Below are 11,908 nucleotides of genomic sequence, written 5' to 3'. Positions count from 1 at the left end.
CCGTTCCAGCACGCCAGCCCGAAAGTCCTCTAGTCGATGAAACGCCCTGCGTTCGAAGACAAGACCCTGGCGCGCATCAAGAACTGGCGCGAAATCTGCCCGGATCTGATCATCCGTTCGACCTTCATCGTCGGCTTCCCGGGCGAAACCGAAGAAGACTTCCAGTACCTGCTGAACTGGCTGACCGAAGCCCAGCTCGACCGCGTCGGCTGCTTCCAGTACTCGCCGGTTGAAGGCGCACCGGCCAATGATCTGGATCTGGACATCGTTCCGGACGACGTCAAGCAGGACCGTTGGGACCGCTTCATGGCGCACCAGCAGGAAATCAGCTCGGCCCGTCTGCAAATGCGCATCGGCCGTGAAATCGAAGTACTGGTGGACGAGGTCGACGAGCAAGGCGCCGTTGGCCGCTGCTTCTTCGATGCCCCGGAAATCGACGGCAACGTATTCATCGACAACGGCAGCAACCTCAAGCCGGGCGACAAGGTCTGGTGCAAAGTGACTGACGCCGACGAATACGACCTGTGGGCTGAACAGATCTGATGTTCGCCCTACTGTAGGAGCTGCGGCACGCTACGATCTTTTGATTGTAAAAAACAAGATCAAAAGATCGCAGCGTGCCGCAGCTCCTACGGGGATTGTGCTGAATTGAAAAGCTCCGATCTTTTTACGAGATGCGGGGCTTTTTTACGTCTATCGTTTGCTTCTGCGCTTATTCATTTCAAAGAGGCCAACGGGCATGCGCCACCATTCGGTCATCCACACGCCGAAACTCAGTGACTACAAAGAACTGACTGAGGTCTGGGAGGCCTCTGTGCGCGCAACCCATGACTTTCTGCCGGACAGCTACATCGAGCTGCTGAAGGATCTGGTGCTGAAACGCTACCTCGACGCAGTGATGCTGATCTGCACCAAAGATGCGAATCAGCGCATCACCGGATTCGCGGGCGTGGCGGCAGGCAAGATCGAAATGCTCTTCATCGACCCGGATTATCGTGGCCAAGGCCTGGGCAAGAAGCTGTTGCGCTATGCCATGGAACACCTGAACGCAGATGAGCTGGACGTCAACGAGCAGAACCCGCAGGCGCTGGGGTTTTACTTCAAGCAAGGTTTCGAGGTCGTCGGCCGCTCGGAAGTCGATGGCATGGGCCAGCCGTATCCGTTGCTGCACATGCGATTGCGCCAGAATCAACAACGCTCCAACCATGGCTGACACAACATAGAACAACTGTGGGAGCTGGCCTGCCAGCGATGGCATCAGCTCGGTACATCAGAAAAGACCACGGTGCCTGCATCGCTGGCAGGCCAGCTCCCACAGGAAAACTGAACGCCCTGAAATGGAACCGGGCTTAACCGGCGCCAGGCAGGTACAATGCCCACCCCTTTTTTGTTACGGCCCTGTCATGACTGACCCGATTCGCCTCTCCAAACGCCTCATCGAACTGGTCGGTTGCTCCCGCCGGGAGGCCGAGCTGTTCATCGAGGGCGGCTGGGTCACCGTGGACGGCGAAGTCATCGACGAGCCGCAGTTCAAGGTCGGCGACCAGAAGGTCGAGCTGGACAAGGACGCCACGGCCAGCGCGCCGGAGCCGGTGACCATCCTGCTCAACGTGCCGGCCGGCATGAGCGCGGACAGCGCAATGGAAACACTGAGCGCCGAAACCCTCAGCGAAGAACACCGCTTCAGCAAGCGTGCGCTGCGTGGCCACTTCCTGCGCCTGACCGCCAGCACCGACCTGCAACCCAAGGCCAGTGGCCTGCTGGTGTTCACCCAGGACTGGAAGATCCTGCGCAAGCTCACTGCCGATGCGGCCAAGATCGAGCAGGAATACATTGTCGAAGTCGAAGGTGACATGGTCGCCCACGGCCTCAACCGCCTGCAGCATGGCCTCAGCTACAAGGGCAAGGAGCTGCCGCCGGTCAAGGTCAGCTGGCAGAACGAAAACCGTCTGCGCTTCGCCATGAAAAACCCGCAACCGGGGATCATCGCCCAGTTCTGCGAAGCCGTAGGCCTGAAAGTCATCGGCATCCGTCGCATCCGCATCGGCGGCGTGTCGATCGGCAAAGTGCCGCTGGGCCAATGGCGCTACCTGTCCGGCAAAGAGAAGTTCTAAGGCTTCTCACGCCGCCACACATTCCGGCGCCGCGCTTTTGCTGTGGCGCCCACAGCTGAATATCAGGATTGCACACATGATTCATAACGACGTACTGCGCAGCGTGCGCTACATGCTCGACATCAGCGACAAGAAAGTCATCGAGATCATCAAGCTCGGCGGCATGGACGTGACGCTTGCCGATCTGCTGACCTACCTCGACAAGAAAGAAGAGGACGAAGAAGGCTTCGTGCGCTGCCCGGACGAAGTCATGGCGCATTTCCTCGACGGTCTGGTGATCTTCAAGCGTGGCAAGGACGAAAGCCGTCCGCCACAGCCGATCGAACTGCCGGTGACCAACAACATCATTCTGAAGAAGCTGCGCGTGGCCTTCGAGCTGAAAGAAGACGACATGCACGCGATCCTCAAGGCTTCCGAGTTCCCGGTCTCCAAGCCTGAGCTGAGCGCACTGTTCCGCAAGGTCGGCCACAACAACTATCGCCCGTGCGGCGACCAGTTGCTGCGCAACTTCCTCAAGGGCCTGACCCTGCGCGTTCGTCCGCAATAAATTCTGCGCTCTCTGTAAGAGCTACGGCACGCTGCGATCTTTTGCTTTTTGTTTTAGAAGCAAGATCAAAAGATTGCAGCGGGCCGCAGTTCCTACAGGTCGAGTTGGCTCGTATGTCGTTTCATTCCTCGCAAAAATAGTGGCTCCGCTTTTTGCGGCTGACGGCTAGGGTGTACTGAACCCCAGCTCTCAGGATTCGCCATGCACCCGTACTTTTCCCTGCAAGGCCGCACCGCTCTGGTGACCGGCGGCACCCGTGGTATCGGCAAAATGATCGCCAAAGCCTTCGTCGAGGCCGGCGCCAGCGTGTATGTGTGCTCGCGAGATGCCGAAGCCTGTCATCAGACTGCCGAAGAACTCAGCGCCTTGGGCATCTGCCACGGTGTCGCGGCGAATCTGGCGACCGAGGAAGGCGTGCAGCAATTGGCTGCACGACTCGCTGAACAGATCACCCACATGGACATTCTGGTGAACAACGCCGGTACCACGTGGGGTGCACCGCTGGAGAGTTATCCGGTGAAGGGTTGGGAAAAGGTCATGCAGTTGAACGTGACATCAGTGTTCAGTTGCATCCAGCAATTCCTGCCGCTGCTGCGCAAGGGTGGCTCGGCGGCGAATCCGGCGCGGATCATCAACATTGGTTCGGTGGCGGCCATCTCATCTTTCGGCGAACAGGCTTATGCCTATGGGCCGAGTAAGGCGGCGCTGCATCAGCTGTCGCGGATTCTGGCGCGGGAGCTGGTGAGTCAGCACATCAACGTCAATGTCATCGCGCCGGGGCGTTTTCCAAGCAAGATGACCCAGCATATTGGTAGCGATGAGCAGGCGCTGGCCGAGGACACGGCGCTGATCCCGATGAAACGCTGGGGGCGCGAGGAAGAAATGGCGGCGCTGGCGATCAGTCTGGCGAGTACCGCCGGGGCTTACATGACGGGAAATATCATCCCTCTTGATGGAGGGTTCAGTCTCTGAGATTGGTGGTGGGGCTATCGCTGGCAAGCCAGCTCCCACAGGGATTTTCAGTGAACTCAGGTTTGGCGCACGACACAAATCCTGTGGGAGCGTGGCTTGCCCGCGATGGCGTCAGCCCGTTCACCACCAGAGTCGAGGATGAACGGGTTATCATGCCCGCCCTGATTCCCGCCTCGACCCCAGACCATGACCTACAGCGTTTCCCCCATCGGCTTCGTTCGCTCCTGCTTCAAGGAGAAGTTCGCCATCCCCCGCCAGCCGCAACTGGCCCCGGCCGCCCGTGGCGTGCTGGAACTGGTGGCGCCGTTTGACCAGGGTGATGCCGTGCAGGGCCTGGAGCAGGTCAGTCACGTCTGGCTGCTGTTTCTGTTCCATCAGGCGCTGGAAGAAAAGCCGCGCCTGAAGGTGCGCCCTCCCCGACTGGGCGGCAACAAGTCCATGGGCGTCTTCGCCACTCGCGCCACCCATCGCCCGAATGGCATTGGCCAGTCGGTGGTGAAACTGGACAAGGTCGAGGCGGGTCGGCTGTTCATTTCCGGGATCGACCTGTTGGACGGCACTCCGGTGCTCGACATCAAACCCTACGTGCCTTACGCCGACATCATCGGTAATGCCTCCAACGCCATCGCCAGCGCCGCACCGCAGTTGATCGACGTGCAATGGACAGATAACGCGTTGCAACAGGCACACCTGCATGCCCAGCGACTCGGCGAACCACTGGTGCAACTGATCGAACAATGCCTCGCCCAAGACCCACGCCCGGCGTATCAGACGCCAGCGCCCGAACGCGAGTACGGCGCACAGTTCTGGGATCTGGACGTGCGCTGGCATTACCCGACGCCTGAGCAGATCCGCGTCCTCGAAGTGATCCCGGTCACGCCTTAACCGCCAGGCACAAAAAAGCCCGCGTTGCCTGTGAAGGCAACGCGGGCTTTTCAGCATTGCGGACGGCTTACTTCTCGACGAATGCACGCTCGATCAGGTAATCGCCCGGCTCGCGCATACGCGGCGAAACTTTCAGGCCGAAGCTGTTCAGCACTTCGCTGGTCTCGTCGAGCATGCTCGGGCTGCCGCACAGCATGGCGCGGTCGTCTTCAGGATTGATCGGTGGCAGACCGATGTCGCTGAACAGCTTGCCGCTGCGCATCAGGTCGGTCAGGCGACCTTCGTTCTCGAACGGCTCACGGGTCACGGTCGGGTAGTAGATCAGCTTGTCACGCAGCGCTTCGCCGAAGAACTCGTTCTGCGGCAGGTGCTCGGTGATGAACTCGCGGTAAGCGACTTCATTGACGTAACGCACGCCGTGGCACAGGATCACTTTTTCGAAACGCTCGTAGGTTTCCGGGTCCTGGATGACGCTCATGAACGGCGCCAGACCGGTACCGGTGCTGAGCAGGTAAAGATGTTTGCCAGGCTTCAAGTCGTCCAGCACCAGCGTGCCGGTAGGCTTCTTGCTGATGATGATCTCGTCGCCTTCCTTCAGATGCTGCAACTGCGAAGTCAGCGGACCATCAGGCACTTTGATGCTGAAGAACTCGAGATGCTCTTCCCAGTTCGGGCTGGCAATCGAGTAAGCGCGCATAAGCGGGCGGCCGTTGGGCTGTTGCAGGCCGATCATCACGAACTGACCGTTCTCGAAGCGCAGGCCCGGATCGCGGGTGCACTTGAAGCTGAACAGAGTGTCGTTCCAGTGGTGAACACTGAGGACACGCTCGTGGTTCATGTTGCTCATGTACGTGGGACTCCTGGAAATTGTTTGCGCATGCTCTGCGCCAAGAGAGATGTGCGCAATTGCATCGCATTCTAATAGCAGTGACAATATCTGTTAACTGGATTATTAAGATAAGGGTTATCGGTTATATCGATATGCGATTTACTCTCCGACAACTGCAAGTCTTCGTCGCCGTCGCCCAGCAGGAAAGTGTGTCCCGTGCTGCGGGCCTGCTCAACCTCTCACAGTCGGCGGCGAGCACCTCAATTACCGAACTGGAGCGCCAGTCCAGCTGCCAGCTGTTCGACCGTGCCGGCAAACGACTGAGCCTTAATGCGCTCGGCAAACAACTGTTGCCGCAAGCGGTAGCGCTGCTTGATCAGTCCAAGGAAATCGAAGACCTGCTCAACGGCAAATCCGGTTTCGGCTCGCTGTCGGTGGGCGCGACCCTGACCATCGGCAATTACCTGGCGACCCTGCTGATCGGCAGCTTCATGCAGCGTCATCCGGAAAGCCAGGTAAAGCTGCACGTACAGAACACTGCCAATATCGTGCAACAAGTTGCCCACTACGAAATTGATCTGGGTCTAATCGAAGGCGATTGCAGCCACCCGGACATCGAAGTGCAGAGCTGGGTCGAAGATGAACTGGTGGTGTTTTGCGCGCCCCAGCATCCATTGGCCAAACGCGGCAGCGCGACCATGCAGGAACTGACTCATGAAGCATGGATTTTGCGCGAACAGGGCTCCGGCACGCGCCTGACTTTCGATCAGGCGATGCGTCACCATCGCAGTGCACTGAACATTCGGCTGGAGCTGGAACACACCGAAGCGATCAAACGTGCGGTGGAATCGGGGCTGGGGATTGGCTGCATCTCGCGTCTGGCGCTGCGCGACGCCTTTCGGCGCGGCAGTCTGGTGCCGGTGGAGACGCCGGATCTGGACCTGGCTCGGCAGTTCTATTTCATCTGGCACAAGCAGAAGTACCAGACTTCAGCGATGCGCGAGTTTCTCGAGCTGTGCCGCGCCTTCACCGCCGGGGTGCAGCGCAGCGACGAGATCGTCCTGCCAAGCATCGCTTAAAGCAGAATCACTGCCCACACCAGAGCGATCATGGTCAACGCCACGAACTGCGCGGCGCTGCCCATGTCCTTGGCATTCTTCGACAGCGGGTGCAGTTCCAGCGAAATACGGTCGATGGCCGCCTCGACTGCCGAGTTCAGCAGCTCGACGATCAATGCCAGCAGGCAAACGGCGATCAGCAACGCCTGCTCTACGCGGCTGACATTAAGGAAGAACGTCAGTGGAATCAGCACCACATTGAGCAGCACCAGTTGGCGAAATGCGGCTTCACCGGTGAAGGCTGCGCGCAGACCGTCCAGCGAGTAACCGGAGGCGTTGAGGATGCGTTTCAGACCGGTCTGGCCTTTGAAAGGTGACATAAATTAAGTAACCGACAAAAAAGAAGTGAGGAAGCTAGATCAACAAAAGTCAAAAAAGCGTGAATTTGCCAGCCCTTAATGGCTCGCAATTGACTCAAGTTGTTGCAGAAGCAATGCAGCCTGAGTCCGGGTGCGCACATTCAGCTTGCGGAATATCGCCGTGACATGGGCCTTGATGGTCGCTTCCGACACACTCAGCTCATAGGCGATCTGCTTGTTCAGCAGCCCTTCGCAGACCATGGTCAGCACGCGGAACTGCTGAGGTGTCAGGCTGGCGAGGCCTTCGCTGGCAGCCTTGGCCTCGTCGGAAACACTCACCGCTTCGAACGCCTGCGGCGGCCAGAACACATCGCCGTCGAGCACTGCACGAACCGCTTTCTGGATAACGCTCAGATCGCTGGACTTGGGAATGAATCCGCTTGCCCCGAACTCACGGGACTTGACCATGATCGCCGCTTCTTCCTGGGCCGAGACCATCACCACTGGAATCTGTGGGTATTGCCCGCGCAACAGCACCAGCCCGGAAAAACCGTAGGCTCCCGGCATGTTCAGGTCCAGCAGGACCAGATCCCAATCGGATTTTTCGGTCAGACGCGCTTCCAGTTCGGCGATGCTCGCCACTTCCACCAGCCGCACATCCGGGCCAAGGCCCAGCGTCACTGCTTGATGCAATGCACTACGAAACAGGGGGTGATCATCGGCAATCAGGATGTCGTATGTGGCCATTTTTCAAATGATCCTGTTTTTTGATGGCAGACCCGATGCATTCGGGGCTGACCAAAGCAACTCAAGATGCCGCTTTTAAAGCGGTATCCACAGGGGCACGTTCAACGCCAATCACTGAGCCAATCACCTCAATACAACGGCGTATCAAACCTTGGCCGTACCCAATCGGCGCCAAGCATGCCCAGCGAAGCCGGGGTGGTCAAGCAGCACGGCCGCTGCTGTATGCAGTATGGGCCACTATTGGGCCAAGACCGGCTGCGGCTTTCGTATAAAGGGTTGCAGCTCGGCGTGGGCCGGCGTCGACTCATTCATGTCCAGCTGTTGTTTGGCCCCCAGATAATGCTGACTGAACACGTCGAAATAAGCGTCGAGTGCCGAGGCGGCATCGGTATCTCCCGCCAGTTCCAGGCACAGCGCCGCCACTTCGGCGGTGCACAGGTGCTCGCTGCGGGTCGAGCGACGCAAGCGATAACGCGACAGTTTGTCGGGCAGCAGGCTGAGGATCGGCAAACGGTCGAAGTACGGGCTCTTGCGGAAAATCTTGCGCGCCTCGGTCCAGGTCGCGTCCAGCAGAATGAACAGCGGACGCTTGCTGCTATCGAGATCGACGCTGTTGGTCACGCGCGACGGTTCGACGTATTCACCGGGAAACACCAGATACGGCTGCCATTGCGGATCATTGAGCAGCGCCAGCATTTGCTCGTCAGGTTCTGTGCGCGACCAGATGAACGCGTGGTTATCTCGCACCACGTCGGCAATCAGCCAGCCGGTGTTACTCGGTTTGAACACTTCCTTGCCGGTCATGATCAGGCACACCCCGGAGCGGGTCTCGACGGTCGGACGCCAGGCGCACAGGCAATGACTGATGATCACCCGGCAATCGCGGCACCGCTCGGAGCGAAAGCCTCGGGCCTGAATCGGCTTGATGCCTTCATCTTCACGCTGGTCGCGCAAACGGGCGACGGCGTTGGGGGCATGATTCAGCATGGGTAACGCCCAAAGACAGGAAAACTCGACACGAACAACACTCGGCGCGGCAATAAAGGCCGGCAGTTTACCAGAGCAACCGGTACAAGCCTGTACCGGCCCGACCGGCTCCCCTATAATTCGCCGCCACTGAACGCACAGTCACGTGGCTGGTCGAACCACCAGTCACTGAACCAGGAGAGTTTCATGCTGCGCCTTATCGTTCCCACCGCTGCCATTCTGCTGGCGTCGTCCTTCAGCGCTCAAGCGGCGTCCTTGAGTGAGCAGAATCTGAACCGAGAGCTGCGCAACGTCGCTGCACAAAGCAGTGCCGGCACGCCACGGGCGATCAGCGAAGACATTCTCGATCAGGGCTACACCGTCGAAGGCACCACGCTGATCAACCACTTGAGCGTGCAATCGAGCCACGCCGACAAGATGCGCGCCGATCCGAAAGCTGTGTATTTCCAGCTGGGCGCCTCGGTCTGCAACAACCCGTCCTATCGCAAGCTGATGGCCAAGGGCGCGATCATGCGTTACGACTTCAGCGAAGTGAAAACCAACAAAGCGATCGGCTCTGCCAGCTATCAGGAATCGGATTGCCCGAAAGCCGCCCCGGCGAAGAAGAAGTAATCATCTGGAATTGGCGCGCCGCTGTTCATCCTCGGCGCGCAGTTCGGCCAACAAGGCCTGCAGATAGTGCGAACGGCGCTCCCCGCCTGCCAGACGCCGGCAGCACTCCTCTTCGAGACTCACATGATTGGTCTCGGCTGCCGCGATCAACATCCGATACAGCTGCGTATCGATCTCCAGAATCACTCTGGCCATATCCAGCGCCTCCTTGCTACCCGCAATTCCTTGAATAGCGTGCACCTTGCGTACGGTCATTGACGCAAAGTTGTCGTACGGTGCCTTTAAGTTAGTAAATCAGAGCGTTTGCGCGCCGCTGCACGTTCAGACGAGCGGTGAAAACACTTCGCAAAGATGCAATAAGCAGTTGCCAGCCAAGACATCGCGGCGCAATGTCTGAAGCAGTGCCAATCTTCGCAAGAGGCTCGATTCAAAGTATTCCCGTTGATTTTTTCACGGCAGAAAAGGAGCTGTCGGCAGCGCGTCTTTTGCAGTGCGAGATTTTCAGAAGGAGAAAGTTGAATGCCTTACCAACCGAATGACCTCCTCAGCCGTCATTTTCAGGAAAGCGGCCCCGACCTCATCAACAAGGTCGAAGAACAACTCAACCTGGTTTCACCCAACAGCCCGAACATCCCGATTTACCGCGACATGATCCTGACCGTGCTGCGCATGGCCCAGGAAGACCACAACCGCTGGAACGCCAAGATCACCCTGCAAGCCCTTAGAGAACTGGAGCAAGCCTTCCGCGTGCTTGAACAATTCCGGGGTCGGCGCAAGGTCACTGTGTTCGGTTCGGCGCGCACGCCGGTCGAGCATCCGCTGTACGCCATGGCGCGAGAACTCGGCGCCGCGCTCGCACGCTCGGAGATGATGGTCATCACCGGTGCCGGCGGCGGCATCATGGCGGCGGCTCACGAAGGTGCCGGGCGCGAAAACAGCCTCGGTTTCAACATCACCCTGCCCTTCGAACAGCATGCCAACCCGACCGTGGACGGCACCGCTAATCTGCTGCCATTCCACTTCTTCTTTACTCGCAAACTGTTTTTCGTCAAAGAAGCCGATGCCTTGGTGCTGTGCCCGGGCGGGTTCGGCACGCTGGACGAAGCGCTGGAAGTGCTGACGCTGATCCAGACCGGCAAAAGTCCGTTGGTGCCCGTGGTGTTGCTGGACTCGCCGGGTGGCACATTCTGGCAAGGCGCGATGGATTTCATCCGCCAGCAACTGGCGGACAACCACTACATTCTGCCGACCGACATGCAACTGATGCGCCTGGTGTATAGCGTCGAAGAGGCGGTAGAGCAGATCAATCAGTTCTACAGCAACTTCCACTCCAGTCGCTGGCTCAAAAAACAGTTCGTCATTCGGATGAATCACAAGCTCAACGACCAGGCCTTGGAGCATATGCAGGAGGCCTTCGCCGATTTGTGCCTGAGCGATCATTTCCATCAACACGCCTACAGCGGTGAGGAACACGACGACGCACAGTTCAGTCATCTGGCGCGACTGGCCTTCGCATTCAACGCCCGCAATCACGGGCGCTTGCGCGAACTGGTGGATTACATAAACCTGCCGGAAAACTGGGTTGATGCCAAACCGCAAACCGCGCAACGCAGCCGGGAACCGTCAAAGGTAATTTGAAGGCAAAAAAAAACGGCCCACTACCGAAATAGTGGGCCGTTTTTTATTGAATCGACTTAATCGTCCATCCCTCTACCGCTGAACAAGCGGTTGATCATTTCCATCGAAAACCCCCGATAGGCCAGGAAACGACCTTGTTTGGCGCGCTCCCTTGCATCAATGGGCAAATGTCCGGAAAACTTGCGTCGCCACGTGTCCTCAAGCTGTGCCTGCCAACTGATACCGCTCTCGCGCAGGGCGAGTTCGATGTCAGGACGTTGCAAACCGCGCTGGCTCAGCTCTTCACGAATCCGCAAAGGACCGTAGCCGGAACGGGCACGATAGGAGACAAAGCTTTCAAGGTAACGGGCTTCGGAAAGCAGCCCCTCTTCCGTCAATCGGTCGAGGGCTGTGTCGATCATCTCTGCCTCGGCGCCGCGCTGACGCAGTTTGCGCGTCAGCTCGACTCGACCATGCTCGCGTCGTGCGAGCAGGTCCATGGCAGTTCGTCGCACCGCGACGAGAGTATCGAGTACGACGGTTTTCATCGCTGCAATCAGATGTCAGCGTCGGCCAGGTCGTCGGCAGTCTCTTTGACTGGCGAAGCCTTGGTGTCAGCCGCTGGAGTCAGCAGCTTGTCACGCAGTTGCTTCTCGAGCTTGGCGGCAATTTCCGGGTTATCCGCCAGGAACTTGGCCGAGTTGGCCTTGCCCTGACCGATCTTGGTGCCTTCATAGGCATACCATGCGCCGGACTTCTCGACGAAACCGTGCAGCACACCCAAGTCGATCATCTCGCCATTGAGGTAGATGCCTTTGCCGTAAAGAATCTGGAACTCGGCCTGACGGAACGGCGAAGCAACCTTGTTCTTCACAACCTTGACGCGGGTTTCGCTGCCAACCACTTCGTCGCCTTCCTTCACCGCGCCGGTACGGCGGATGTCGAGACGAACCGAAGCGTAGAACTTCAGCGCGTTACCACCGGTGGTGGTTTCCGGGCTACCGAACATCACGCCGATCTTCATGCGGATCTGGTTAATGAAGATTACCAGGCAGTTGGCGTTCTTGATGTTACCGGTGATTTTACCCAAAACCAAACAAAAAAAACAAAAAAACAAAACCAAAAAAAAAAAACAAAAAACACAAACAAAAAAAAAAAAAAAAAACAAAAAAAAAAAACAA

14 protein-coding genes and 2 pseudogenes are annotated in these 11,908 nt (G+C 58.1%); 9 read left to right on the top strand and 7 right to left on the bottom strand.

The features are described 5' to 3' along the window. The 6 genes and pseudogenes from rimO to tsaA form a co-directional block, all read left to right on the top strand. Positions 1-543, top strand: a pseudogene (gene rimO, locus ACIOZM_RS30145) (30S ribosomal protein S12 methylthiotransferase RimO); the annotation flags it as partial. Between the two features lie 196 nt (positions 544-739). Beyond that, positions 740-1,213, top strand: a complete 474-nt coding sequence (locus ACIOZM_RS30140) for a GNAT family N-acetyltransferase (protein WP_401220964.1) — start codon at positions 740-742, stop codon at positions 1,211-1,213. 190 nt (positions 1,214-1,403) lie between these two features. After that, positions 1,404-2,114: an rRNA pseudouridine synthase gene (locus ACIOZM_RS30135; protein WP_401220962.1), complete on the top strand. Its 711-nt coding sequence runs from the start codon at positions 1,404-1,406 to the stop codon at positions 2,112-2,114. A 76-nt stretch (positions 2,115-2,190) separates the two neighbouring features. Next, on the top strand, positions 2,191-2,661 hold the full coding sequence (locus ACIOZM_RS30130; RefSeq protein ID WP_401220960.1) for a DUF1456 family protein: 471 nt from the start codon (positions 2,191-2,193) through the stop codon (positions 2,659-2,661). Positions 2,662-2,862: 201 nt separating this feature from the next. Then, positions 2,863-3,633 (top strand): SDR family oxidoreductase, encoded by a 771-nt coding sequence (locus ACIOZM_RS30125; protein WP_401220957.1) that lies wholly within the window; start codon positions 2,863-2,865, stop codon positions 3,631-3,633. A 186-nt stretch (positions 3,634-3,819) separates the two neighbouring features. Further along, positions 3,820-4,518, top strand: a complete 699-nt coding sequence (tsaA, locus tag ACIOZM_RS30120) for a tRNA (N6-threonylcarbamoyladenosine(37)-N6)-methyltransferase TrmO (protein ID WP_401220954.1) — start codon at positions 3,820-3,822, stop codon at positions 4,516-4,518. A 67-nt stretch (positions 4,519-4,585) separates the two neighbouring features. Here tsaA and fpr read toward each other — a convergent pair whose 3' ends face one another. After that, complete coding sequence (fpr, locus tag ACIOZM_RS30115; protein WP_003189055.1) at positions 4,586-5,365, bottom strand: ferredoxin-NADP reductase; 780 nt, start codon at positions 5,363-5,365, stop codon at positions 4,586-4,588. Positions 5,366-5,499: 134 nt separating this feature from the next. On the opposite strand from fpr, the gene ACIOZM_RS30110 reads away from it, so the two are divergent. Then, the gene (locus tag ACIOZM_RS30110; RefSeq protein ID WP_401220952.1) at positions 5,500-6,426 is read left to right on the top strand and encodes a LysR family transcriptional regulator; all 927 of its coding nucleotides are present in this window, start codon (positions 5,500-5,502) and stop codon (positions 6,424-6,426) included. Here ACIOZM_RS30110 and ACIOZM_RS30105 read toward each other — a convergent pair. The 3 genes from ACIOZM_RS30105 to ACIOZM_RS30095 form a co-directional block, all read right to left on the bottom strand. Then, the gene (locus ACIOZM_RS30105) at positions 6,423-6,785 is read right to left on the bottom strand and encodes a diacylglycerol kinase (RefSeq protein WP_129390014.1); all 363 of its coding nucleotides are present in this window, start codon (positions 6,783-6,785) and stop codon (positions 6,423-6,425) included. The genes ACIOZM_RS30110 and ACIOZM_RS30105 overlap by 4 nt on opposite strands. A gap of 75 nt (positions 6,786-6,860) precedes the next feature. Further along, entirely contained in the window at positions 6,861-7,511 is a 651-nt protein-coding gene (erdR, locus tag ACIOZM_RS30100) for a response regulator transcription factor ErdR (protein ID WP_401220949.1), read from the bottom strand. Positions 7,512-7,748: 237 nt separating this feature from the next. Next, the gene (locus ACIOZM_RS30095; RefSeq protein WP_401220970.1) at positions 7,749-8,495 is read right to left on the bottom strand and encodes a tRNA-uridine aminocarboxypropyltransferase; all 747 of its coding nucleotides are present in this window, start codon (positions 8,493-8,495) and stop codon (positions 7,749-7,751) included. 189 nt (positions 8,496-8,684) lie between these two features. On the opposite strand from ACIOZM_RS30095, the gene ACIOZM_RS30090 reads away from it, so the two are divergent. Next, positions 8,685-9,110: a PA3611 family quorum-sensing-regulated virulence factor gene (locus tag ACIOZM_RS30090; RefSeq protein WP_401220946.1), complete on the top strand. Its 426-nt coding sequence runs from the start codon at positions 8,685-8,687 to the stop codon at positions 9,108-9,110. Here ACIOZM_RS30090 and ACIOZM_RS30085 read toward each other — a convergent pair whose 3' ends face one another. After that, a complete protein-coding gene (locus ACIOZM_RS30085) occupies positions 9,111-9,305 on the bottom strand; it encodes a hypothetical protein (RefSeq protein ID WP_401220967.1) in 195 nt (64 codons plus the stop codon). A gap of 324 nt (positions 9,306-9,629) precedes the next feature. Between ACIOZM_RS30085 and ACIOZM_RS30080 the strand changes: the two genes are divergently transcribed. Beyond that, positions 9,630-10,748 carry a TIGR00730 family Rossman fold protein gene (locus ACIOZM_RS30080; RefSeq protein ID WP_401220943.1) on the top strand — a complete coding sequence of 373 codons (1,119 nt, stop codon included), beginning with the start codon at positions 9,630-9,632 and terminating at the stop codon, positions 10,746-10,748. A 56-nt stretch (positions 10,749-10,804) separates the two neighbouring features. Here ACIOZM_RS30080 and recX read toward each other — a convergent pair whose 3' ends face one another. Continuing rightward, positions 10,805-11,275: a recombination regulator RecX gene (gene recX, locus ACIOZM_RS30075; protein ID WP_401220940.1), complete on the bottom strand. Its 471-nt coding sequence runs from the start codon at positions 11,273-11,275 to the stop codon at positions 10,805-10,807. An 8-nt stretch (positions 11,276-11,283) separates the two neighbouring features. After that, a pseudogene (locus tag ACIOZM_RS30070) lies at positions 11,284-11,817 on the bottom strand (DNA recombination/repair protein RecA); the annotation flags it as partial. Positions 11,818-11,908 lie beyond the last annotated feature (91 nt).

This window comes from Pseudomonas sp. NPDC087346 (genome assembly GCF_044744235.1).
Classification (GTDB): Bacteria; Pseudomonadota; Gammaproteobacteria; order Pseudomonadales; family Pseudomonadaceae; genus Aquipseudomonas.
The sequence above is the reverse complement of the archived record's forward strand: the minus strand, read 5'-3'. Positions and strand labels throughout refer to the sequence as shown.

Excerpts from the sequence above, each read along its gene's own strand:
- ACIOZM_RS30110 (WP_401220952.1), top strand. The coding sequence starts at position 5,500 with ATGCGATTTACTCTCCGACAACTGCAAGTCTTCGTCGCCGTCGCCCAG.
- fpr (WP_003189055.1), bottom strand. The coding sequence starts at position 5,365 with ATGAGCAACATGAACCACGAGCGTGTCCTCAGTGTTCACCACTGGAAC.
- ACIOZM_RS30080 (WP_401220943.1), top strand. The coding sequence starts at position 9,630 with ATGCCTTACCAACCGAATGACCTCCTCAGCCGTCATTTTCAGGAAAGC.
- ACIOZM_RS30130 (WP_401220960.1), top strand. The coding sequence starts at position 2,191 with ATGATTCATAACGACGTACTGCGCAGCGTGCGCTACATGCTCGACATC.
- recX (WP_401220940.1), bottom strand. The coding sequence starts at position 11,275 with ATGAAAACCGTCGTACTCGATACTCTCGTCGCGGTGCGACGAACTGCC.
- ACIOZM_RS30135 (WP_401220962.1), top strand. The coding sequence starts at position 1,404 with ATGACTGACCCGATTCGCCTCTCCAAACGCCTCATCGAACTGGTCGGT.
- erdR (WP_401220949.1), bottom strand. The coding sequence starts at position 7,511 with ATGGCCACATACGACATCCTGATTGCCGATGATCACCCCCTGTTTCGT.
- ACIOZM_RS30140 (WP_401220964.1), top strand. The coding sequence starts at position 740 with ATGCGCCACCATTCGGTCATCCACACGCCGAAACTCAGTGACTACAAA.
- ACIOZM_RS30090 (WP_401220946.1), top strand. The coding sequence starts at position 8,685 with ATGCTGCGCCTTATCGTTCCCACCGCTGCCATTCTGCTGGCGTCGTCC.
- tsaA (WP_401220954.1), top strand. The coding sequence starts at position 3,820 with ATGACCTACAGCGTTTCCCCCATCGGCTTCGTTCGCTCCTGCTTCAAG.
- ACIOZM_RS30125 (WP_401220957.1), top strand. The coding sequence starts at position 2,863 with ATGCACCCGTACTTTTCCCTGCAAGGCCGCACCGCTCTGGTGACCGGC.
- ACIOZM_RS30105 (WP_129390014.1), bottom strand. The coding sequence starts at position 6,785 with ATGTCACCTTTCAAAGGCCAGACCGGTCTGAAACGCATCCTCAACGCC.
- ACIOZM_RS30085 (WP_401220967.1), bottom strand. The coding sequence starts at position 9,305 with ATGGCCAGAGTGATTCTGGAGATCGATACGCAGCTGTATCGGATGTTG.